The 24,536-nt window shown below is 39.8% G+C and carries 21 protein-coding genes; 1 reads left to right on the top strand and 20 read right to left on the bottom strand.

Going from position 1 to position 24,536, the window contains the following annotated elements; all coding sequences use genetic code 11:
- Positions 1 to 173: 173 nt before the first annotated feature.
- Positions 174 to 1,232 (top strand): LacI family DNA-binding transcriptional regulator, encoded by a 1,059-nt coding sequence (locus tag PGQ38_RS07475; protein WP_270431163.1) that lies wholly within the window; start codon positions 174 to 176, stop codon positions 1,230 to 1,232.
- Positions 1,233 to 1,364: 132 nt separating this feature from the next.
- On the opposite strand, the gene PGQ38_RS07480 is transcribed toward PGQ38_RS07475, so the two are convergent.
- The 20 genes from PGQ38_RS07480 to PGQ38_RS07575 all read right to left on the bottom strand — a co-directional run bounded on the left by PGQ38_RS07480 (position 1,365) and on the right by PGQ38_RS07575 (position 24,321).
- Positions 1,365 to 2,321 carry a BadF/BadG/BcrA/BcrD ATPase family protein gene (locus PGQ38_RS07480; protein ID WP_270431166.1) on the bottom strand — a complete coding sequence of 319 codons (957 nt, stop codon included), beginning with the start codon at positions 2,319 to 2,321 and terminating at the stop codon, positions 1,365 to 1,367.
- A complete protein-coding gene (locus PGQ38_RS07485) occupies positions 2,305 to 3,894 on the bottom strand; it encodes an ADP-ribosylglycohydrolase family protein (protein WP_270431168.1) in 1,590 nt (529 codons plus the stop codon). The genes PGQ38_RS07480 and PGQ38_RS07485 overlap by 17 nt, the downstream gene beginning before the upstream one ends.
- A 20-nt stretch (positions 3,895 to 3,914) precedes the next feature.
- Positions 3,915 to 4,640 carry a response regulator transcription factor gene (locus PGQ38_RS07490; RefSeq protein ID WP_195408853.1) on the bottom strand — a complete coding sequence of 242 codons (726 nt, stop codon included), beginning with the start codon at positions 4,638 to 4,640 and terminating at the stop codon, positions 3,915 to 3,917.
- On the bottom strand, positions 4,633 to 6,516 hold the full coding sequence (locus PGQ38_RS07495; RefSeq protein ID WP_118577871.1) for a sensor histidine kinase: 1,884 nt from the start codon (positions 6,514 to 6,516) through the stop codon (positions 4,633 to 4,635). The genes PGQ38_RS07490 and PGQ38_RS07495 overlap by 8 nt, the downstream gene beginning before the upstream one ends.
- 20 nt (positions 6,517 to 6,536) lie before the next feature.
- Positions 6,537 to 7,331: a carbohydrate ABC transporter permease gene (locus PGQ38_RS07500; RefSeq protein WP_118577870.1), complete on the bottom strand. Its 795-nt coding sequence runs from the start codon at positions 7,329 to 7,331 to the stop codon at positions 6,537 to 6,539.
- 3 nt (positions 7,332 to 7,334) lie between these two features.
- Positions 7,335 to 8,231 (bottom strand): carbohydrate ABC transporter permease, encoded by an 897-nt coding sequence (locus PGQ38_RS07505; RefSeq protein WP_118577869.1) that lies wholly within the window; start codon positions 8,229 to 8,231, stop codon positions 7,335 to 7,337.
- Between the two features lie 64 nt (positions 8,232 to 8,295).
- A complete protein-coding gene (locus PGQ38_RS07510; RefSeq protein ID WP_118577868.1) occupies positions 8,296 to 9,606 on the bottom strand; it encodes an ABC transporter substrate-binding protein in 1,311 nt (436 codons plus the stop codon).
- A gap of 506 nt (positions 9,607 to 10,112) precedes the next feature.
- Positions 10,113 to 10,448 carry a response regulator gene (locus PGQ38_RS07515; protein ID WP_270413169.1) on the bottom strand — a complete coding sequence of 112 codons (336 nt, stop codon included), beginning with the start codon at positions 10,446 to 10,448 and terminating at the stop codon, positions 10,113 to 10,115.
- A 754-nt stretch (positions 10,449 to 11,202) separates the two neighbouring features.
- Entirely contained in the window at positions 11,203 to 11,613 is a 411-nt protein-coding gene (locus tag PGQ38_RS07520; protein ID WP_270413167.1) for an MATE family efflux transporter, read from the bottom strand.
- Positions 11,614 to 11,729: 116 nt separating this feature from the next.
- Positions 11,730 to 12,353, bottom strand: coding sequence for a sugar O-acetyltransferase (locus PGQ38_RS07525; RefSeq protein ID WP_118577865.1), 624 nt, complete (start codon positions 12,351 to 12,353; stop codon positions 11,730 to 11,732).
- A 68-nt stretch (positions 12,354 to 12,421) separates the two neighbouring features.
- Entirely contained in the window at positions 12,422 to 13,891 is a 1,470-nt protein-coding gene (locus tag PGQ38_RS07530; protein ID WP_118577864.1) for a glycoside hydrolase family 32 protein, read from the bottom strand.
- 2 nt (positions 13,892 to 13,893) lie between these two features.
- Positions 13,894 to 16,365 (bottom strand): GH116 family glycosyl hydrolase, encoded by a 2,472-nt coding sequence (locus PGQ38_RS07535; RefSeq protein ID WP_118577863.1) that lies wholly within the window; start codon positions 16,363 to 16,365, stop codon positions 13,894 to 13,896.
- Positions 16,366 to 16,392: 27 nt separating this feature from the next.
- Positions 16,393 to 17,277 (bottom strand): carbohydrate ABC transporter permease, encoded by an 885-nt coding sequence (locus PGQ38_RS07540; protein WP_118577862.1) that lies wholly within the window; start codon positions 17,275 to 17,277, stop codon positions 16,393 to 16,395.
- On the bottom strand, positions 17,270 to 18,175 hold the full coding sequence (locus tag PGQ38_RS07545) for a carbohydrate ABC transporter permease (RefSeq protein ID WP_270431171.1): 906 nt from the start codon (positions 18,173 to 18,175) through the stop codon (positions 17,270 to 17,272). Before PGQ38_RS07545 ends, PGQ38_RS07540 begins: the two co-directional genes overlap by 8 nt.
- A gap of 74 nt (positions 18,176 to 18,249) precedes the next feature.
- Positions 18,250 to 19,500: an ABC transporter substrate-binding protein gene (locus PGQ38_RS07550; protein ID WP_118577859.1), complete on the bottom strand. Its 1,251-nt coding sequence runs from the start codon at positions 19,498 to 19,500 to the stop codon at positions 18,250 to 18,252.
- A 256-nt stretch (positions 19,501 to 19,756) separates the two neighbouring features.
- Complete coding sequence (locus PGQ38_RS07555; RefSeq protein ID WP_118577957.1) at positions 19,757 to 20,746, bottom strand: LacI family DNA-binding transcriptional regulator; 990 nt, start codon at positions 20,744 to 20,746, stop codon at positions 19,757 to 19,759.
- 582 nt (positions 20,747 to 21,328) lie between these two features.
- A complete protein-coding gene (locus PGQ38_RS07560; RefSeq protein ID WP_270431174.1) occupies positions 21,329 to 21,787 on the bottom strand; it encodes an Lrp/AsnC family transcriptional regulator in 459 nt (152 codons plus the stop codon).
- A 55-nt stretch (positions 21,788 to 21,842) separates the two neighbouring features.
- Entirely contained in the window at positions 21,843 to 22,199 is a 357-nt protein-coding gene (locus PGQ38_RS07565; protein WP_226854193.1) for a VOC family protein, read from the bottom strand.
- Positions 22,196 to 22,882 (bottom strand): MBL fold metallo-hydrolase, encoded by a 687-nt coding sequence (locus tag PGQ38_RS07570; protein ID WP_195699296.1) that lies wholly within the window; start codon positions 22,880 to 22,882, stop codon positions 22,196 to 22,198. The genes PGQ38_RS07565 and PGQ38_RS07570 overlap by 4 nt, the downstream gene beginning before the upstream one ends.
- Before the next feature lie 116 nt (positions 22,883 to 22,998).
- A complete protein-coding gene (locus PGQ38_RS07575; RefSeq protein WP_226854195.1) occupies positions 22,999 to 24,321 on the bottom strand; it encodes an MATE family efflux transporter in 1,323 nt (440 codons plus the stop codon).
- Between the last annotated feature and the right edge of the window lie 215 nt (positions 24,322 to 24,536).

Consider the following 24,536-nt stretch of genomic DNA (forward strand, 5'->3'; position numbering starts at 1 on the left):
TTTTACCATTTTTTTCATATTCGTAAATTATATATAATTTATATATGTTTTTATAGCAAAAAGTACGTAATAGAATAATACATTTTTAACTTTTTCTCATTTTATGTTTACATTTTTAACATTATAGGTTATACTAAGTTTATAAAATACAGAGGGAATTTAGGAGATATAACATGAATACGAAAAAAACAACAATACAGGATATTGCTGACTCATTAGGTTTTTCAAGAGTTACTGTATCAAGAGCGCTTAATGATTCCGCAGATGTTTCACCCAAAACAAAAGAAATTGTTCTTAACCGTGCTAAATTACTAAATTATAAAACATTTCAGTCTGATACTTTACCCGAAAGCCCAGCTTCTGAATCTGTTGTTAGCATTAACAAAAGTATTGCTTTATTCCTCCACATGATTCCTGACAGTTTTCATATGGCCTCCTACTTCATGATGTCTCTTGAACAAGCATTAGGAAAAATTGGATACTCACTTTCACTTCATCTAATAACGGACTATGAGCTTTCCAGACAGACACTGCCCGCAAGTTTTCATATTCAAAACACCGATGCCATACTTGCTCTGGAAATATTTGATCGTAACTATTGTGAATTTTTATGTACCCTCGATAAACCCATACTTTTTTCTGATATTTACAGTACATTTACTCAAGGAGATCTGCCTGCGGACATTCTTGTAGCAGACAACTATACAGCTTCTGTAAAACTTTACTCGTCTGTAATTGAAGATTGTAAACCAAAATCTATCGGTTTTTTGGGCGATCCTGACTATTGTCTTAGCTTTTATGACCGTTTTAAAGGTTTTTTAAATGTTGCTCAGACGTATGGTTTTCTGAATTCTTATAAAGAGCATTCAATAATTTCAAATATAAAAAATTTTCAAAACGATATGTGGATTCAAAACAAGTTTAAAACACTTGAGGTTCCCAGCCTTCTGGTGTGTGCAAATGATATACTGGCAATGAAGGCATTAACCTGTCTGGAACGCTTGAATATTAAAGTTCCTGATGAGGTTATGGTTTGTGGTTATGACGGAACTCCCACAATTTCATCTTTATATCCTGAGCTTACCACAATTATTGCGCCCAGCGAAGAAATGGGAATAATGGCAGCTGAAATTCTTAGTCACAAAATCAAAAATCCACAGCTTCCAAACATGATCATTACTATGAATTCGAAAATAAAGAAAAATCGAACTACAGGGAATTTTGAGCGGTAAAATCCTTTATGCAAAAAACAATGCCCCATCAAATTTGCGTAATCTTCCTGAGTAGTGTATGTCCGCTATTGGCTTCCCAAAAACATTCAGATAACAACATATTACACAGGAGGATTACGCAAACGCAGTTATTCAGCGCCTTACTCCCCCACTATTACGCCCCTTCAATAACTGCACTGCCCCCTCCACAGGTCTTTTCGTGCACATATGCACCTCCAGTTTCCCCTGGCCAATACAGGAAAGAGCTTCCTTCAACATCGACAGATACCCCGCGGAAGCAGCCTTGGTCAAAATAGAGCCTGAAAGATATACCGGAATTTTCTCACCGGAAAAATGAAGCTCCCGAACTGCAGCATCGATGGTGTAGGCCGCGCACTTTATCATCTGATCTGCAAGAGCCTGCACCTCTGGATTAGAGCGCTCGAGAAGTTCAAAAAAAAGCCGGATGATCTTACGATGCAGAACCTTACATTCTGTATTCTCCCCGTCTTTCAAATCTGACCATGAATTTATAAAATCGACCTTACTGCCAAGATTCATCACTTTCATATATTCCATTACAAACGGTGTACTAACATCCTTTAAAATCAGGTTTTCGTAAACCTTGCGATACATTTGCATCACAATCCAGTTTCCGCCCCCTGCGTCCCCTGACCATTCATCCATTCCGGCCAGTTTGATCCGGTTACCTGAAGGATCAATTGCCGCACAGCACATTCCCGTTCCGCAATTAAGAGAAACTCCCCACGCAGCCGGGTTCTCGGCTGCAATGGGGAGATAGCCATCATTAATTGCAAGAAAACGGGAAATGCCAGCTAAAGAGAAACACGCATCAGCCTGCTGCTGATCCCTGGCAGTATCCAGCCCGGAAATACCAGCCGCTGCTGCCTCAATATCCGAAACAGTCAGACCATTACGCTCCAGCAAAACATCTATGGAAGCTTTTAAAGCCAACGAAACATCTGCCCACCCATTTCCCAGAAGATCATGGTTCAGACAACCGCCCAGGTAGTGATCCACTACCTGGAAATGCTTATCCAGAAGCAGATATTCCGTCTTCGTTCCACCTCCGTCAATTGCAATATACATACTCTATATTCTCCTTATTTTCCCGCAAAAAAACAACCTTCACAGGTCCGTTTGAATGTCTTCCTGTAAGGGAAACATCCACGATCAGCTCCAGCCGGCTGTCACTAAAGCCCTCTGTATTGATTTCAAATTCTTTTTCTGCACAGGAAAGATACAGGTTATTCAATGGCAGCTCTGCTGTAGATGCACCCACAGCAATAACTCCTTCTGGAAGATACAGCTTGATTTTTACCCACTGCTGCTCTCTCATGGTATTAGAATTTACAACCTTAATCTTAAACTTTCTGTTCTCGCCTGGTGTAAAGAAAACAGAATCCTCATAATCCACCATAACACTGAATGCCGGGAACTGATATCTTGCCACATAGGAAGAAAGAGCGCACAAATCACGGATCGGCAATTCCTCTGATTTTCCGTTTCCATTGATCAATGGCAGATAATCTGTTGTCTTATTGCAGAACAGAGCCTCTTTTTCCAGGCATTCAATAGTCATTCCGCCCTCTGCAAAAGCATCGCAGAGATCCTGTCCCAGGAAGCCCGGAACTACACGAAGAATACGCTCTGCCAATTCTGTCGCCGTATCTGGAACCCAGATTCCATGACTTGTTTTATCAATACACATGGTTACAATTTTGTCATCAAGTGGTTTTGTCCATTTCTCCGGAAGTCCGGAAGCACCATAAATAATACCCAGAAGCGCGCCAAGAGTTGCGCAGGTACAGTCTGTATCTTCACCACAGTTATTGGCGATAATAAGACTCTTTCCGAAATCACCTTCTCCGTAGAGAAGACCAAGTACTACAAAGGCAACGTTTTCTGGTGCATCAAAGCCAGGCTCTCCAATCTCCATTCCCTCATTGTTTTCCTTTGGAATCTCACTCAGCTTGTATTCCTGGATACCAAAGGTTCCCGGCGCAGTATTGTGTACAATTTTTCTTGCTTCCAGATAATCAATGCCATTATGATAGCATTCTACGGTTTTACGGATTGCTCTTGCAACAGCGCAGTCCTCCGGAATATAGGAAAGTCCGATATCAATCAGTTTCTCACGGTCACTTTCTGCAAACGCAGCACTCTGAAGCGCAGCTGTGAAAATTTCACCATACATTCCCTCGTTTGCATGATCGACAATTGCATCCTCAAATGCATATCTGGTTGCAATTTCCGGATGTCCCGGTGCCAGACACGCCCAAAGTTCAGAACGGATCCAGCAGCCATTACTGTTCTTATAAGTATTGTCCACATCACCACACATAGGCGGAACAATTCCGGCTTTCAGATTTGCTTTTCCGGTTCCGTACTCAACCCAGTTTGGGATCACATAGGAAAGCCAGTAATCGCCAAGAATGGAGGCATTCACGTTTCTTCCATAGCGCTCCACAGCTGCCAGCCATACGATCTGAAGATCCAGATCATCATTTGCAGGTGGTCCCATGGAAAGATCCTGGATATAGAAATCCACATCAGGAACCATTCTCTTACACTCAAAAGGTGCACCAAGAACACCGCCTACATTTTTTCCTGCCCAGCATCCAGCCAGTTTGTCACGGAACTCGTTTAATTTTAAAACCATAATCTTACCTCCCATATATTTTATTTTCGGAACTGCGAGGGAGTAACTCCCACAATCCCCTTAAATATTTTCGTAAAAATACGATAATCACTGAACCCCACTAATTCTGCTACAACAGTAATCGGTTCGTTGGTCTGTCTCAGATATTTTTTCGCCTTTTCCACACGAACCTGGTTCAGGTAGGCATGATATCCACATCCCAGCTCTTTTTTAAACAACTGGCTGATGTAATTCGGATTCATATTCATATTTTCTGCAAGCAATGTAAGCCGCATATCTTCATCAGAAAGATTTTCATTTACATAGTCCACAATCTTTTTCAGGGTATCTGACAGAACCACCTGACGGTTAGGATTCTCCATTACCTTTTTCACAACACCCTCTATCACTTCTCCAAAAGCATCGAAATCAATAGGTTTCAGAAGAAAGTCCGAGACACGGAGCCTTAAAGCCTCCTGACAATAGGAAAACTCATCATATCCGGTAACCACGATCATATAAATCGGATGATCCCCCGGAGCCGTATCCTGAATAGCGCGAATTGCCTCCAGACCGTTCAGCTTTGGAAGATTGATATCCATGATCACAATATCCGGCTTCAGTTCACGCGCTTTCTCCACAGCCTCCTGACCATCCATAGCCGTCCCTGCAATCTCACACTGATATTTTTCCCAATCAAAAAGCAATTTATAGCCTTCCAGAATAGCAGCCTCGTCATCCGCTAAAAGTACTCTGCAATTATTCATGTCTTTCACTCGCTGTCTTAATTTTTATTTTTACAGTAGTTCCTCCGGTTTTATTTCGCGTATAAATGACCTCTGCATTTTCCTGATAATAAAGCTTCAGTCTGCTGATCACATTGATCACGCCCAGATGTGTGCGGTCTCCCTGACTTTGGGTCTGCACCCGGTAAAGAGCTTCACTGTCTTTTGCATTATACGCATTTAATTCTTCCATTTTGTCATCCGGAATTCCAATTCCATCATCAGAAAGCCAGATATCCAATTCGCTGTTATCCTGTTCATTTACACAGATTCTCAGCGTAACCGAGCCCTGATACCGTCTGTCCTTCAAACCATGCATCAGACTGTTTTCCAGCAATGGCTGCAAAATAAAATTGGGAATTTCCATATCCATTGCTTCCGGCATAATATCCGAGTGATACCTGATCTCAGGGTACCGATAACACATCAGACTCATATACGCATCCAGCATATCCACTTCTTTTCTGACCGTCACCATAGAATCATGCACCTTGGTGCTCAAGCGGTAAAAACTGACCAGCTTCATCAGCATCTGTGATACTTCCGTATCCTTATTGATCGCCGCCTTCAACCGGATCATATCCAGCGTGTTGTAAAGAAAATGAGGATTGATCTGCTGTTTCAGATACAGCATAGCCATTTTCTGTTCGGAAATTTCAGCCTTCTGAAGCTGATCCCTTGCCTGATATTCCGAAATAACCAGATCATTGAGACGGCGGATCATTTTGTTAAAGGAATCCTTCAATACGCCAACCTCATCCATATACCCCACATCATACTGCCTGGTAAGATCTCCTGGCTGGAAATTCTGGATATCAAGGGAAAAATCCGTAAGTCTTTTCAGATTTTTCCTGGTAAAACCATATACACAGAACAATACAACAAGTGCACTTATCGCAGTGATTATAATACAGGTTATCACCAGAATATTTAATTCATCATAAATGGATTCATATGTTTTCAGAGTGATCAGAAGCATGTTGCTGTAATCGGAACGCTGATACGCACAGAGATATTTTTCCTGATTTAATGTCAGACTAAAAGATCCTTTTGCGCCATTCATATGATCCAGTAGCTCTGGATAGACATCCTTCAGATTTTGGCTGATGATCCTCTCATTGGAACTGCATGCAATATTGTTATTTTCGTCAGCAACAATATAGGAAATATTATCCTCCAGATAATTGCTGCATATTTTCTGCAAAGTAAGGATAGGGGTTCGCAGTGCAATATAACCGATTACCTCAAAGGGGGAAAAACTGCGGATGGGACGGACCAGATAAATATTATTCTCCTGGAAAATGTTCTTTGTATAAGTCTGTGTGTACTTAAATCCCTCAGGCAGCGTACCCACATACATATGGCATCCCGAAATATTTGTAGAAAGGTCAGAATTTATCTTTACATCCTGAAAAAAAGATTCTACATTCCAGTCAAATCCCAAAAATGGATTCCAGGTATCACTGTAAAACACCATATCCTCATTATTAAAAATATAAATTCCCCGCACATCATCCCTGATTGAAATCATAGAAGAATAGAGTTTTGTAAGATACTCTTCGTTCTCCATTTTCTCATCAAAAGAATAATCAGTACCTTTCAGAATATCCTGCACCATCTGATCGGAAAACGCGATCAGCGAAACCCTTCCCATATCTTTCAGAGTATTATCAATCGAACTTAGGGTATTGGAAATATAGACCTTCATCATCTGTGCATCCCGGTCAATATGGTACTCCACATTCAGCTTTAAAGTTGCCACAATACTTAAGATACAGGCAATGATAAAGATTCCAATATTCGTAATGCTGATACGTTTCACAATACTAAGCGTTTTGTGCGAAGAATTTTTTTTCATAAAACAGGCCGTCCTTTAGCTTAACCCTTCACAGCTCCTGCAGTAAGTCCTGCCATCAGCTGCCGGGATGCAAAGATATAGAAAACCGCAATCGGCAAAAGACAGATAATACACGCTGCAAACAGGTTATTAATAGTAAAGCCGGAACTGGAAGTTGTCTGTGCAAACCGAAGCGGCACAACAGAAAGCGGCTGTTTCGAAGTATCATTAATGAAAATGATCGCCATCTGAAGTTCATTCCATGCAGATAAAAAGGTCTGGATCAGTACAAAAACAAGACCTGGTTTTGCAATTGGAAGCATGATCTGTATAAATGTAGTCCACTTATTTGCACCATCGATTTTCGCTGCATCGATCAGTTCATCCGGCAATGCATTGTAGTAGTTGGTCAGAACCATAAGATTAAAGCAGGCACTTGCTGTGGCATATGGAAATACCAATGACCATCCGGTATTGTTCAGATGAAGTCCCCTTACGATCTGATAAAGCGGAAAGATTAATGCAGATGTAGGAATCATCATACCTGTAAGAATCAGATAATAAACAGCCTGCTTATGTGGAAATTCCAGTTTGGAAAATGCGTATGCTGCCATGGAAACTACAATTGAGACAACAATAAGCGTTCCTCCTACCACAATGATACTGGTAATAACATTTGGAATCAAGTTGAAATATTCAAACACCTTTGCGTAGTTTCCAAAGCCACTTACAGCCAGTGATTTTTCCAGCATCAGATACAGTGGAAAGACCAGGATGACCAGCAGAACCACACAGATAACCTGAGTGATGATTTTATATGGTAATGAATTTTTCATCAGCTAGCTCATCTCCTTCTTGTCTTTTTTGTAATAAATCTTCAGCTGAATAACCGTCAGCACCATGGCGATCAGGAACATATATACAACAATGGTAGATGCCTGTCCCTGCTGAAAGGTGCTAAAGGATTTCGTGTATATATATGTGGAAAAGGTCTCAGTAGCATGAGCCGGACCGCCATCTGTCAATACATAAGAAAGATCGAAAAACTTCAGAGCACCCAGAATATCCAGAATGATCAGGGTAATATGAGTACCGCGAAGAAGCGGAAAGGTTATGTAGATAAACTGTTTAAAGCTTCCTGCTCCGTCGATGGTTGCTGACTCATAAAGATCCTGGGGAATATTCAGCATATTTGTGTAGTACATCAGCATGCTGTAACCGGTCCACTGCCAGATATTTACAAACAAAAGACAGGCAAGTGCAGTTTTTGGCGTTGCAAGCCACTGCTGACAAAGGAAATCCAGATGAAGTGCCCGCAGGATCACATTCAGGTAACCACGGTTTGTTTCGAAAATTTTCGAAAAAACAGTACCAACAATTGTGGAGGTACAGATTGCAGGTAGATAAAAAAGAATCTTATATAATCCGGAAAGTTTTATTTTTCTGATAAAAAAGGATGCCAGCATAAGTCCAAGTGCTGACTGAATAACTGTAGTAGATATTGCAATAATGACAAAGTTTCGAAATGTTTTCTGCATTACGGAATCTGCCCAGAGTTTTTTGTAGTTTGCGAAACCTACGAAAACTTTTTCCACACTGATTCCGTTCCAGTCATAAAAACTGATCACAATATTATAAATTATGGGATAAGCGAAAAACACAAGGAACAGTGTCAAAAGGGGAAGTACGAACAGGAAGCTGGTAAAGCAATCCTTCCTTCTTCTAGCTGAAGCCATAATTTTCCTCCTTTTTATAAAAGGCTGCCCAAAGTGAGGGCAGCCTTATTATACTTAATAAAATTTACCTTTCCTGTGCCTGGGAAGCTGCTTCAATCGTGTCTGCTGCCTCTTCTGGTGTAACATCTCCCAGAGCAAGTTCTGTAAGCTCATTGCTGATTGTCTCTTTCAGCTCTGCATAAGCCATTTCTCTGTATCCGCCTACATTATTTTTACCCTGCTCTACACAGTATTCAAGATTTTCAGTACCATTCTCGTTCAGACCTTCTACATTAAGCTCCATGTCGTTACGTGCCGGCATGTACTGTAACTGTCCGTTTACAAGAGTATCTGCGCCTTCATGAATCATCCAGTCAACAAATGTCCATGCTGCATCTTTTACCTTGGACTGATTATTAATTGCAAGGGATACGTCAACAGCTTCTTCAACCGGAGCGATCTTGCCATCGTTATTCCAGTCCATCAGGAAAATTTTATGGTTCGCGCCCTCGCCATTGTAAACCTCCTGGCTCTGCTCATCACTGTCCATATAAGCACCAAGTGACCAGGAACCATTCAGGATCATTGGAACAGATCCCTCTTTCTGATACATATCTGTGGAATCTGTGTACATTCCAACTCCAAGTGCTCCATCCTGGAAAACACCGTCTGTGAAACAGTTCTGCCAGATCTGGAAGGACTGAACAAGATCTTCATCTGTAAATGGAGTCTCGCCTTCAATTGCGGAATACAGCTTCTCAGTATTAATATCGGCCGCAATATTCATCCAGGTATCAATGTTGATCCAGGAATCTTTCGCCCCGATCACCAGAGGATATTCTCCATTGTCACGGAATGTCTTGCAAACCTCTTTCAGTTCATCATAATTAGTTGGAAGCTCCAGGCCATATTTATCAAAGTATTTCATGTTTGCCCATACATATCCTGCATAGCTAAGTCCCAGAGGAACTGCATAATACTCGCCGTCATCGCCTTTAAGGAGAGACATTGCGTATTCGTTATAATTGGAAGCCCAGTCATCACCATATTCTTTTACCAGATATGGAGTGAGATCTTCTTCAAAGTCACGGAATTCTTTATACATTGCTCCGGTCTGAACTCCATAAACATCTGCTGCATCTCCTGCTGAAAGATCAACTTTCAGCTTCTCTACATGATCTGTATACGGCATAAAAGTATAATCAATCTGAATGTCCGGATGCTCCTCTTCGAATTTCTCCAGCATTGCATGTGTATATTCCTCATCTCCAGGGTTCCAGGTCTGGAATTTTACAACTGTTTTCTCTCCGCTGTCGCCCTCTGCGAAGACCATCTGTGCCGGTACAAGTGAGGCCATAACGCCTGCCATTAAGATGCATACCATTTTCTTTTTCATGTTTTAATTCTCCTTTCATTTAAGAATCACGGTTGTTTTATTTGACTATAATTTATCATTTCCACCGTTGTTTCGATAGTCATTTTTATTATGAAAATGTGTCAAAAAATTAGTTTCCTATATATTTTGACCAGATCCATTGAGGAACCTCTGCAAAGCATACACATGGTATGATCCCGCAAAGAGCACAAATCATTTTATGAATTTACAGGAATTTCTGAATATTTCTCTTGAGAAAGCAAAAGAAAATGCACTCCCCCCGTGTACTGGCTACCTCCTTCAGAGATATCATTGAAGAATGATTTCCCCTCACTCGCCACTTAGTACTCCGCGCACTTGAAGCGGAGGAATGCTTATCTGCGTTCAATCTGTGTTCACTGTAAAAAAAAGCCGTCCAGGCTTTGTGTATATGTTCACAAAAACCTGGACGGCTTTCCTTTTATTCTATAAATCATCCCGCAGTTTTATGATTTTGTTATCTGCCAAACACTACTTCAGCGCAGTGATCATTTTGTTTCATCCAGGAGCTTCGACAGATGCATATTCATTCCTGCCAGCTTACAGTTGATAATATCTTCTGCAAAAGCATTTGCAGACATGGCAATGATCGGAACAAACTCTGCGTCTTTTCGATCCAGATTTCGGATAGCTGCTACATCCAGACCATTCATAACCGGCATCTGAATATCCATAAGAATCATCTTGTAATAATCAGCGTCTGCCTTTTCAATCATATCAACACATGCAACTCCATCATTTGCAGTCTCAACAATACATCCTTCTTCCGCTAATAGTTCTGTTGCGATCCAGAAGCTAATATTCTGTCTTCGTTCCACTTCCATCAATTGCAATATACATACTCTATATTCTCCTTATTTTCCCGCAAAAAAACAACCTTCACAGGTCCGTTTGAACGTCTCCTACTTTCCATTACGGTTATGCAAAATTTGGAGAAAGGAACCTTTTTGTCTATGTTCAGCCCTTTTTTAATTTTTATCATAGCATGAATTTATTTTCAGAACAAGAAAGAGGAAAGGTTTTGCACTATTTACGCAAAAAAGCCGCCAGCTTCTAAAGCCAACGACTTTTTCTGTAAATAATATTGAAAAAACCATGGTAGGGTAGGAAGATTCCAGCTGTGATCAGCCATGTAGCCAGTGTAAACCAGTAGTGGCCAGTCGTTTCAAGCCCCAGGACAATCTGGCTTTTTCTATTCTGTACTGCAAGCTCCAGCATTCATGCTTTAGCTGCTTCAAAGCCCTCTGCCATGTCACTGAATTCAAATGCTTTTCTGCTTAATTCCCTTCCTCGGATGTCGATTGCCCTTATATAATGAGTTTCACTGCCTGATTTTCTACATTTGCTTGCTTTTTTGTCTTATTTGCTTTAACATTCATTTAAGATACCTCTTGTACTTTAGATTTTTACTAACTGCCCGGTCAGTAATAATCTAAATTTACTTGAGGTATTCTTTTTGGTCAATTCCTTTTACTCTTTAAAGTATACAGGACGCTCCTGGAAATTTATTTTCATATAAAACAACAGAGCTGTATATTACCTGTAATCTCAGAATATACCGCTCTGCTGTTTATACATTTATTCACTTTTGACTGTCAGATCTTTCCCCCATCTATATTTCTTATAATTTAGGTACACAACCGGGATCTTTACAATTTCATCCAGACTGATGATAAAGTAAACTGCAAGCACCGGAAGTTTCAGTACAAATGCAGCAATCACCCTAAGATACAGGGAACCTCTCCAGATCAAGACCAGGTCATTTGTAAAAATTCTCATCAGCATTCCCGAAAGCAGCAGTGCAGATAAGGTAAAGATTAGTGATATCACAGTTGTAACTTTCGTCACAAAGGCGAATATCCTCTCTACTGCCAGAATATCTCCCTTGTCCCAGTACTGGACAGCTATAAGAGAAAGACCAATAGTCATAGCTTCTAGAAGCAGGCTGTGAATAAAAGTAACCTGTCCTGCCAGAGATACCGCTGACAGTGAATCCTAAGAAATTACGCCAAGCATCAGACGCACTGACAAGGGCTAGCATAAACTGTTGGAATGCTATGGGCATTACCAGACTTATAAGCTTTCTGGTAAATACCGGAGCTCTTTTATTTCTCATTTATTTTTGTCCATGCTTCCTCATCGAATTTACAGTCTTTAAAATAATATGGCCTGTCCGCATCAGTAATCTCACGAATCACGCGGCAAGGATTTCCAGCGGCACATACGTTGTCTGGAATATCCTTTGTAACCACGCTTCCCGCACCAATCACAACGTTGTTTCCAATCTTTACTCCTGGAAGGACACAGCAGCTTCCGCCAATCCACACATTATCCCCGATGGCGATAGAAATTCCATACTCAAATGCTGAATTCCGACTCTCCGGATGAATAGGATGTCCAGCTGTGTAAATACCTACATTTGGTCCAAACAATACGTTGTTTCCGATAGTAATTTTTCCCACATCCAGCATTACACAGTGAGTATTGGCATAAAAATTCTCCCCAACTTCAATATGGTTTCCGTATTCGCAGTAAAACGGCGGCTCAAAATATACATTTTCCTTATGTTTGATTCCTGCACGTTCCAGACATTCCATACCTTTTTCCAATTCAAAAGGCATTGTCTCATTATACTCCCTGATGGCTTTTTTGGTTTCTTTCTGCTGTGATGTAACTGCGTCATCGGCAATGTACGGCATTTCATGATCTCTTCTGTAAACGTTGTCCATTTTTTGATTCCCCACATATTTTATTCGAATGAAACAAGCAGCCAGTACCTTATAACTTTACAGACTTCTTACACTTCCCATGATGAAGTAAGAAAATCTATCTGCACATAATCCACTACTGCTTTTTTATACGGTGTGCGGATCCAGCACTCTGTTTGGTTTTCTTCCGGATACACGTTTGTTGTAATGCACTTTTCTCCATGATTTACATACACCTCAACACTGCTGTGATCAACCAAAATGCAAAGTTCCAGATAATTATCATGCAGCTCAAATGGACAGTTCATTCTGCCACCTTCATAGTGGTCTCCGTAGCTCTTATCCAGAGTAATAATCTTAGACAGAAAATCAATCTGAATTGCCGTATAACTGGATTCTTTTCCAAGGACACAAATCTCCAGATTTCTTGATTCAATCTTAGTAATATCTAATTTCAAAATTATACGATTACTTCTGTTTGGATCATCATATAACTTGATTGCTTTTTCACCAATTTCCATGTCTGTATAGGTAACAGTCTGCGAAATCAGAGATTCAACTTCCTTTACCGGATACATACACAAGTTGTTTTCACTATCCAATTGTACTTTACGCGGTACACTCAGACAGCCTCTCCAATTTTCCAGACTGGTTGGACCCCAGTCTATACACCAGGGCATCCACAGCCATCCATTCTGCCATGCAATCAACACTCTGTTTCCTTCTTTGTCTGTAAATGACTGTGGAGCATAATAATCAAATCCCACATCCATATTACCCATTTTTTCAATTGTGTAAATACAATTTTCAAAATCCATTGTTCCTACACAATAAAGAGATTTATTATAATCAGGATGATTCATAGGGGAACATGTAACTACCCATTTTCCATTCAGTTCAAACATATCCGGACATTCCATCATAGTTCCCAGTTTACCATTGGACTCCAGCACATTTCCCTTGTACTTCCAATTATAAAGATCATCCGATTCATACAGGCAAATACGGCCATCTCCATCAAAAGTAGCGCTTCCTATGCAGCCACCAACAACCATATACCATTTTCCATTGTGTTTAAACACCTTCGGATCACGAAAATCATTGGAAAATCCCTGCGGTGGTTCTTTGATCACTGGATTATTTGGGTATTTTTCAAAAGTCATGCCGTCCTTCGACGTTGCAATGCACTGTGTCTGATGTACAACTCCGTCAATTTGCGTTGTTGCCGTGTAAAAAAGGAATAAGACACCATCTTTCTCTACAGCGCTTCCAGAGAAGCAGCCACCTTCTGGATGGCAGTCATACTCTTGATCCGGCTTTAATGCAACCGGCATATCCTTCCAGTGAATCATATCCTCACTGACAGCATGTCCCCAATGCATCGAATCCCATTTGCAGCTCTTAGGATTATACTGGTAAAAAAGATGATAAAGTCCTTTATAATATACTAGCCCATTGGGATCATTCATCCAGGAAACCGGCGGCGTAAAATGATATCTTTGCCGCCATTTCCCTTCAGTTTCTGATCTTTTAAGGGCTCTTTCAAGAGCCTGCTCCATAATTATTCTACCTTTACATCATCAATATTTCCATATAATACGGTTACTTCTTTCTTGACTTCTCCCTTATCGTCAATTGTCTGATGATAAGTTCCCCAGCCTTTTCCATTGATCCAGAATGTTGTATAATCCTTTTCATTAATTACAGGTGCAAATGACATTGTCTTATTTACCATATCACAGCTATAGCCTGCCAGTGTTGGAATCAGGGAATAACTGGACATTGGTCTGATATAATGATGACCTGCTTCTGTCTCACTCCATGGGCATCTCTTATAACCGTCATAACGATCTCTGATAGCCTTGATAATTGTAAAAGCCTCTTCAATCATACCTTCTTTAATCATAGTTACAGCAACCTGATATTCAACTCCAGTCCATACCTCATCGCAATATGCAAATGGGAATCTCGGTCTTCCACCTTTCGGCCATGAGCAGAGAACCAGTCCTGCCTCGTCATTCAACGCATATGTTCTCTGTACATTAGGAACATCATCCATGCATTCCTTGAAATTATATTTATAAATAGACTGCAAAGCCTTCTTTACATGAGCCTTTGGAAGCACATAGCCAAGTCCTGCTGCCTGAGCCATGAACTGACCAAGGAGCTGATCTGTAAGACAACCAATACCATACTGATAGCGATATGCGTCTACGTCTTCAAGTTCCTGAATATAATATTCACCGTTAAACAACTTCTCGTCAACTAATACAGAAGCCTTTTCATACAAAGCACGATATTTATCTGCAATATCCTGTTTACCAAGATGTTCTGCCATTTCTACAACACCCTTGATGGCACCCAGATAAATGGTGTTTGTCATTGTATTTGGACCATAGAACTCAATGTCATATGTGACATGCATTTTTCCATCCAGAACACCGTCTCCATCTGTGTCCCACTCTTTAATAGAGAATTCCAGCGCTTTCATCATATTGTCCCAGATGCCTTTAAGGAATTCATCATCACCAGTGTATTTCCACTCTCTGTAAATTCTGAGAATAGAACCAAATTCTCCATCGCAGGCTGGAATCATATCCCATCTGCTTTCTCCCAGACATTTTCTTGCACGGAAAGGCATGCATCCATCATCATCCAGTTCTACGTTAAACTCTACATTACGCATTGTAATTTCAAGTTCTGGGAACAGATTTGCAACAGCAGTTGCATAGTTCCATACATGGTTAACATTTCCCTGTCCGCATCCAACGTAATCGCGAATACCTTCCCATCCAAGGAAATTGCCATTTTCAATACGGAAGCAGCAATGGCTCTTCATTGACATAATATTTGAGGCAACTGCATCAATAACATATGCAGGAAGTGATGTGTTAAATAATGCATTCTCAAAATCTTTTGATTTTCCTTCAAGATAGTCTTTCTTGTCTACTACATATTTACTTACATCCCATGCATCCTTAAATAAAGTAGCATAATAGTTACGGATAATGTCATAACCACCATTTCTGTAGCGCTCTAAATCAGCATCATACTCAATCCAGCCCTTAGGACGATTCGGGAAATACCAGGAAATTAAAAATTCAAATTCTTTTTCCTCGTTTGGCTTGATTGTTTCAGAACAACAGATAGAACTGATTCTCTCCTTCAGATTTAAGAAACTGAAGTCATAATGAGCAAGAAGGTCACATCCTTTTGCTTCAATTTCCTCTTCTTCTGTTAATTTTCCATCTTCAACAAAATCATCCCAGAAATCCTGTGCGTTATCTGTCCACTGACCATGAAGCCATTTCTTTCTGCTGATTCCACTTTCATTTGTAGTTGCAATTGACATGGAACCAAATTTCATATCTTTCTCTGTAAGATTTTTTGCTTTATAATACCAGCCTTTTAATCCAGCTTCTTCACGATATTCATTTTCAACCTGATCTACCAGTTTAACATTATTGAAAACATCATATCCATCAAAGCCAACTACATTCGCCATTGTACCAACAACAGACACATCAATAGGTTTGTTTGTCGGGTTAGACACTTTATATTTTATAATTGCTGTTGGAATACCAGAATTGTCTGCATCCAGCGGAATAAAAGGTGTATACGCTTCCATACGAACCTTTACCGGAACTTTACTGTCTTCCAAATCTACATAAACAAATGGCTGCTTTCCAACCATTTTGGATTTTTCAAATCTTGGAATTCCTGCTAACTCGCCATTCAGAAATCCATGGGATTTATAAAATGGGGGTTTGATTTTTGATTCAAGAATTCTGCTTACAGGTTCTTCTCCCTCTTCCTTTGTACGAATTGCAAAGAAAGAGAATGGTACAAACTGTCCCTTTCCAGGCCAGTTAAAAATTTCCCAATCTAATAACTGTCCTCTTGCACCTACTGCAATGTTTCCTGTTCCGATTCCACCAAGAAGGAATTTTGCCACGTTTGCATCTCCCTGATAAGAAATCTCTCCGCCTGTTTCAAACAGCTCAACCTTGGAATGTAATAAATCTTTGTTCATGTCATTAGCCTCCTGTTATATTATTTATTATCCTTTCACTCCTACATGGGTCATACTCTTGACAATCCATTTCTGTCCAATCAGAAATACAATAAGAACTGGCAGAATAGCAAGAACTACTGCTGCAAATACTACATTGTCTCCTGTTGAGAACGGCTGTTTTATTGACAAAATTCCGACTGGAAGTGTAAGTTTCTCCGTATCATTGATCATAATAAATGTTGTAAAATAATCGTTCCAAGAATATGTAAACACAATAATTGCTAACGATGCCAATGTTGATTTCGCCATTGGCAGCATAATTGAAATAAATGTTCTGATTGGTCCTGCGCCATCAATTGCAGCTGCTTCATTCAATTCTTTAGGAACTCCCATAAAGAACTGTCTCATCATAAAGACTCCAAATGCACCTGCCAGACCGGGACAACTTGCACCGAAAATTGATGGAAGCGTAACTGCCCAGGATGTGTTAATCACTCCTAGCATCGTCATGATCTTGTACAGTGCTACAATCGTAACCTGAACTGGAACCATCATTGCAACCATCAGCAATGCAAACATAATATTTTTTCCTGGAAAATCAAACTTTGCATATGCATATCCTGCAATAGCACCATGCAGACTCATGCCAAGTGTAATAATCACACTTATTTTTAAGCTGTTCTTCATAAATACAAAAAACGGAATAGTATTTGAAAATAATTTTTTAAAATATCCTAATCTCATTTCTGTAAAAAATGGAGGCAGCCATTTAGGTGGTAATGAAATTGCTTCACTATATGTTCTGAATGATGCTGAAAGCACCCAAAGAAATGGTGCAATCATCAAAAATGCTATACCAAACATGATAATAGTCAGCAGGATATGGCTTACTTTTATTGTTTTCCCAAATAAATGTATTTTCTTATTCATAATGCACCCACCACCTGCTTCCTACAAATTGAAATACCGTTACAATACCAATAAGAATCAGAAGCATAATTGATAGTGCCGACGCTGTTCCATAATCAAACGATGTAAATCCCTTTTCAGCAATCAACATAACCAAGCTTCTTGATGAATCTCCCGGTCCTCCGTTCGTCAATACATAAATAGATTCATATATTCTCAGTGCGCCTGTTACATTCATAACAAGAACAAAAAATATCTGTGGTGATGCTACTGGAATAATTATCTTAAAAAAGCGCTGTACTACATTCGCGCCATCAATGCTGGCAGCCTCCAAAAGTCCCTGGTCTACATTCTGTAGTCCTGCTAATATCAAAAGCATTGACATGCCAGAGTTTTTCCAGGTATCCAGAATCAAAACAGACAGTTTAGAATAAGCCTGATCATTCAACCATCCAATTTTAGCGATTCCAAGTTGTCCCAGATAATAGTTGATAACCCCTGCGTCCGTCTGAAAAAAGGCTTGCCAGATAATTGCCACAAACGTTAGTGCCACTAATGATGGAAAGAAATAAATAGATCTAAAAAATACCGTTATTTTTTTTGGCAGAATATTATCAACCAGCACAGCCAAAATAAGTCCTATTGCTGTATTTCCCAATGAACAACATATGGTGTACCATAAAGTATTTTTCAGAGCAGTTAAAGATCTGAAATCTGTAAATATTTTTTTATAATTTTCCATCCCTACAAAAGTACTGGCACCTGTAAACACGTTGTATTTGTGAAACGAAATTACAATTACCCATATAATTGGAATGAGTACAAAGCACATAAAGCCAATAAATGATGGAAGTGTAAAAAGATACGCTGCTTTTAACTCTTTTTTATCCCATTTATGTCTGTTTTTCTTCTTATTCACCGATTTTTTCCTCCTTTACGGATAAAACGGTCTTACAGTATGCCAGGAGGATAAATCCCTCCTGGCCATATCTTTTACTGAATTGCGCTCTCAATCTGAGCCTGCGCTTCATCCATTGCTGCCTGAGGTTCTTTCGCTCCAGAGAACACCTCCTCCAACTCACGTAAGAAAGTCTGCTCAAGATCTCCGAAATAACTTGGAGCCGCAATTGGATCTGCAATTGTAACTGCTTTCCAGATTCCCATAATATTATCAGGGCATGTTCCCATAATATCTGTAGATGTTGCCAATGCTTCTGTTGGCGGTACCTGCTGGCCACCTGCTGCAACAGCTGTTAATGTTTCATCAGATACCATTTCTTTTAACAGCTCAATTGCAAGATCCTGATGCTCTGTTGTGGAACCAATGCACCATGCAGATCCTCCATATACAGAACCGTCTTTCTCTTTTACCGGCCACTGAACGCAATCAAAATCATCATTTGTTAATCCTGCATCCTGCCAGGTATTTAATACCCAACGACCAGCACCAACCATAGCAACCTGATTATTTGCAAACATGGAGTATCCGTCTGAGCTGATTGGTTCTGGACAAATACCATCTTTATACATACCATTTAAGAAATCTACTGCTTCCACAATACCTTCACTGTTAACAGTAGGTGTCTCGCCATCCTCACCAACTAATGCTGCATTGTTAGTTGACCACCACGGTGTAAGCTGGAAATAAGTGCATGGGAAACAAAATCCGTAAACACCATCCTTGGTAAGCTTCTCAGCAGTTTCTCTGAACTGATCCCATGTCCATCCATCCTGTGGATACTCTAAACCAGCATCATCAAACATATGCTTATTATAATAAACTACCATTGTCTGAGTTCCGTTCGGGAGACCATACAGAGAATCATTTACAGTAAAACCTTCAAGTAAAGATGGTGCATACTGATCTTTCTTAGCCGTAAGTTCTTCATCATCTGTAATAATGTCATCAAGTGGTACCAGTAAATCATTACTTACAGCCATATTAACAGCTTCCAGACCAAGGCTGATTACATCCGGAGCTTCTCCTGAAGTACACATGGTAATCCATTTCTGAATAAAGTCTGACCATGACTCAACCGGTACACAAGTCTGTTCCACCTTTACATTTGGATTTTCCTCATTAAAACGAGCAATGGCATCATTTGCAATCTTTTCCTCATCAGTATTTCCCCAGTTTAATACTCTAAGAGTCACTTCATCTTCTGCATGAACAATAGTAGCTGCGGACATAGACATTGTTGCTATAAGACTTAATGCAATCGCTTTTTTCATCATTTTTCTCATTCTAAAACCTCCATACCTTAACGTGGAAAGGTTTCCACATTTGTGTTTTAAAAAGAATTTCCTTTCAGAAATCCTTAGCTCCAATACATTATTTGATACGAGTTACCTAGATGTGCGCTCATCCTTTATGGTTACGAGTATATACTCTGCTCTTATTTTTGTCAATAGTTTTATATGGAATCCGTTCCATTTTTATGTTTTTTATTTATTTTGCACAAATTCAATTAGGATAAATTGTAACACTTTCTTCCACGTTTTATTCTTTATCATCTGTCGTATCTCCCAGAAGTAACGTAGGCTCATAAAACACTTTTTTATTATGATACTTTTTCCCCTGTATCATATTAAGCAAAATATTAACTGCACGTTTTGCCAGCTCCTCAATAGGCTGCTGTACAACAGTCAGGTTCATAACTCCAACTTTCGCTACATAAGTTCCATCATAAGCTACTACCTTTACATCTCTTGGAACTTTTTTCTTGCGTTTTAATAGCTGTCTTATACATGCAATTGCTACCATATCCACTGCAAAAATCCCATCAATATCCGGATACTTATCCATAAGCATATCTGCCATTACATCATACTGTCCATAATCAAAATCATTCCAGTCCATTTCATGGGAATAAACAGTCACACCACGTTTTTTCATGTATCGCTCAAACTCATAATGCCTTTCATGTGACGGAGAATCAACTACTCGAGCGCCTTGAATCTGTAACACACAACGACAATTATTTCTAACCAATTCCTCTGCCGCCAATTTTCCGCCAATTTTATGATTTGTTGAAACAACAGGAATATTTTCACCCAAAAAACGATCCAACGCAACAATGGGTCCCTGCACACCTTGATATTCCTCAAAATCCAGCATATGGCTTCCTGCTATGATCCCATCCACAATATGTCTGTTCAACATATTAATGTATTCTTTTTCGTAGTTCTGCTCACTGTAGGTACTACAGATCATTGTCTTATATCCCTTTTTCATTAGTTCTGCTTCAGCATATAAAACTACCTCTGCAAAAAACGGATGTGATATTTTGGGAATAATAATTGCGACAATTCCACTTTTCTTACTTAACAAATTTCTTGCAAGTTCATTTGGAATATAATTTAATTCTTTCATTGCGGTCTCTACTTTAATTCGTGTCTCATCCGATACATACCCTGTAGAATTTAAAACCCTCGATACCGTACCAACACCAACTCCAGCCTTCTGTGCTACTTCTTTTATACTAGCCAAATAATCGCCTCCTTCATACATATTGTAACAGGGTTTCTTCGCAGCCTCATTGTAACGTTCCATCCCAATCCTGTTTTTTATTGTGTCAATAGTATATCATTTGATATTCTATTTTACAATTCTTTTTATACATTTTTCACAAACACTTATTTGTCAAGCGTTCTTTATATGCCATTTTGTACAATTTGTTTCTTTTGTAATTACTAATTTCCAAACTATTCCTTCACAATCTTCGAATAAAATACGCAACTTCACGCTCTCCACATCAGACATTTCTTAATTAATTTTCTGATTAAACATTAAAACAATAATACGATCATTCTTTCACACTATTCTTGTTTTTAAATGGGCAGACCATCTACCGACGATATCACTCTTAAAGGAACAAAAAATACAGGCAGTACTCACCTTTCCTGAATACCAACCTGCATTTTCTGAGGTTTTTTCAAAATTTTATAGCAATTTTTATTTTCAACTTAATTTATTAACCGCTTCCGCCAGTTCCAGATACTCCTGGTAATGTTTCTTATACCAGTCTTTCTTCTCAAAATAAGCCTTAATGCGTCACCTCAATTTTGACCTCTACAGCCGTAACCCTTTAATATCTTTAATCCGTGATAAGATCGTATTGCAGCTACAGCTGATAATGCCGGGCAGTGTATCAATGACGTTGTGCAGGAAGTGCTCCATTTCATCACTTGATGAAGCAACAGCATGTACATGCAATTTGTCTCTTCCTGTGACACGGTAAATCTGTGTGACTGTATCGTCTTTGTATAAAATATCCGTCACCTGTGCCAAATGCCCTGGTTTTATTTCAATTTCAAAATAACTGGATACAGCCCCACTGATTTTTTGCGGATTTATTATTGTTGTATATTCTTCAATTATCCCCTTTTTCTCCATAGCCTGAATCCGGGCTTTTACTGCCACTCTGGAAATGCCGGTTTCTTCACCGATATCTGAGTAGGAGATACGTGCATTTTCTATAAGTAACTGGATAATCTTCTGATCCAGTTCATCTAAATTATCCAGGTACATAAGTGCCCTCCTGCAAAATAATATACGTCAGCTTTATTCGATTTCCCAACCAGCTTTACGGCACAATCTCAAGCCAGTAACCATCTGGATCTACGATGAAATAAATTCCCATTGCTTCATTTTCGAAGCAAATGCAGCCCATCTCTTTGTGCTTCTTGTGCGCAGCCTCGTAATCCTCCGCTTGGAATGCCAGGTGGAATTCGCATTCACCCAGATTATATGGCTGTGGATGATCCTTAAGCCAGGTAAGTTCCAGCTCAAAATCACTTACATCGTTGCTCAGATACACGATGATAAAATTATCGGTAGTCTTTCTTCTTACCTCGTGCAGATCAAGGGCCTCATTGTAAAATTTAATAGATCGGTCCAGGTCTGACACATTATAGTTTTCGTGAATCATCTTAAATTTCATACTTCTTCTCCTTTTGTACATTCTGTGTTTTTAATGCGTGACTTATATTGCGGATATTCAGTAATGAACCGCTTAATTACACTGGCATCATTCCAGTAATGCATTGGAAAAATGACATTGCAATCTACATTTTTAAGGAAATACAGGATCCCGTCGGCATAGTGATCTCCCTGCCTCGGATCTAAGGGAACAAATGCAGCATCAAAATGCATACCCTTAATTTTCCTGATCTCTGCACGATATGCAGAAGTAAGCCTCTGGTTGTCAGCTTTCAGCTCACCATCCCAGTACCAGTCGTTTAAGTCGCCGGCATGATAAATGGTGCCTTCCTTTGTTTTGACAATGAATGCGACACCACTATCGTTAGACAGCAAAGTATCAACTTCAGTGCCATTATCCAGATTATAAGTCTGATCATGATAAACATATGTGATCTTCAGATCCGATAAATGATTCCTTTTTCGTATATCATTCGCCAGGACTGCCTGATAAGTCATCCCCATATCTTCAAGAATCCCAAAGATTTGTGGGTTAAAATGATCCTGGTGGAAATGACTGCAAAAAACGATTACTTCTTTTTCCTTGTCAAGGTTCGATAGTTCACCCTTATAATAATCAAAAATATAGTAGCAGTCTCTGGTCTCAATTAAAAACCCACTGTGGTTAATGTAAGTAACTTTCATGATACCTCCTTCATTTCCCGCGTTCTCTTTCAGCTATTTCTGAAGCAACACGTCAAATGAAAAACATTTTCTTATAGCATGTTTAAAAAAAGCTTTCTGCAAAATACAGCCAGATACTATAGACTTGATGATCTTCTGAGCGCCACATAGGATATTAAAAAGTTCGCAAACCAACCTGCTGGTACAGCAAGCCAGACGAATTCAATGCCAAAACGCGGTGCAAAAATCAAAGCAACAGACAGGCGAATCGCCAAATTCACCATATTTGCAATGAGGAACGGGCGCATGATTCCCAGACCACGAAGGACTCCATCGGTTGCCATTTTGATTCCCATAAAAATGAAGAAATAACCAAGCCATCTCATATAATCCCCGGATACCTGATATGCCAGAGCGGTTCCGTCCTTACCAAGAAACAGCGAGGAAATTTGCGTATGCAGCGTTTCAATAACGATGAAAGCAAGTGCTGCAAAGCACACATCCAGCACCAATGCAGCCTGGTAGCCTTTTTGGATACGCTGGGGTTTGTTTGCGCCGAGATTCTGTGAAACATATGGCGAAACTGCATTGCCGATAGATACAAAAATCAGGGAAAAAACATTCTCGACACGCATCGTCGCCGCATATCCCGCAAGTGCCTGTGTGCCGAAGGGATTTACAACTGCCTGCACGATCATCATACCAATAGACACTGTAGACTGCTGAAGAACCGAAGGTACAGCAATTTGAAACATGGAATATAACTCCTGCCTGTCAAACCAGTCAAAGGGACTTTTATATCGCCGCATCCGGTGAAAGAAAATCAAAAGCGAAAACACGGCGGAAATGCCTTGTGCAATCAAAGTTGCAAGCGCCGCACCGAACACGCCGAGATCAAGACCAGCCACCATCCAGAGATCCATAAAAATATTTAAGACTGACGAAAATATCAGGAGTCCCAGTGGAATTTTTGATTCGCCTATGGAAGTAAACATCGTTGAAAGAATGTTGTACATAAACAAAAAAGGAAAACCCACGAAATAGACCCGCAAATACAGCACTGCATCGTCCAGTATATCGGCAGGGGTTTGTAACGTGCTCATCATCCAATGGGAAAAGCAAAAGCCAAAAATACCAAGGACTATGCTTAGAATTAAAAAGCTAAGCAAAGACGTTGACACGATGGTTTTCATTTTTCCATACTCCCTGGCACCGAAATAACGGCTCACGAGCACACCGGCACCCACACCGGCACCCAGTGCCACACAAATGAAAACATTGGTCAGCGCTGCACAGGCACCGACAGCTGCAAGTGCAGAGGAACCCACAAACTGACCGACGATAATGGAGTCAGCCATATTGTATATTTGCTGAAAAAAGCTGCCGAGAATCATCGGCACTGCAAAAACCGTCAGCGCTTTAAGCGGCGCATCTGTGATTAAATATTCATCTTTTGACATTATCATATGCCTCCACAGGTTTCATAATTTCATTTATTCTTCCCTTCATAAGAATTTATTTGTTTATTCGAAATGTAAGTTTTAAGTTACGTTCCGAAGCAATTATATGTGGTTGCAACTAATAAGTCAAGTCGCCGTTTACTCTGAGTTACTGGTCACTCCGTGACCAGTAACTCACTTCGCGATGCACAGAAATCATGCATTCCCATGATTTC

This window comes from Blautia faecis (genome assembly GCF_027662325.1).
GTDB classification, from domain to species: Bacteria; Bacillota; Clostridia; order Lachnospirales; family Lachnospiraceae; genus Blautia_A; species Blautia_A faecis.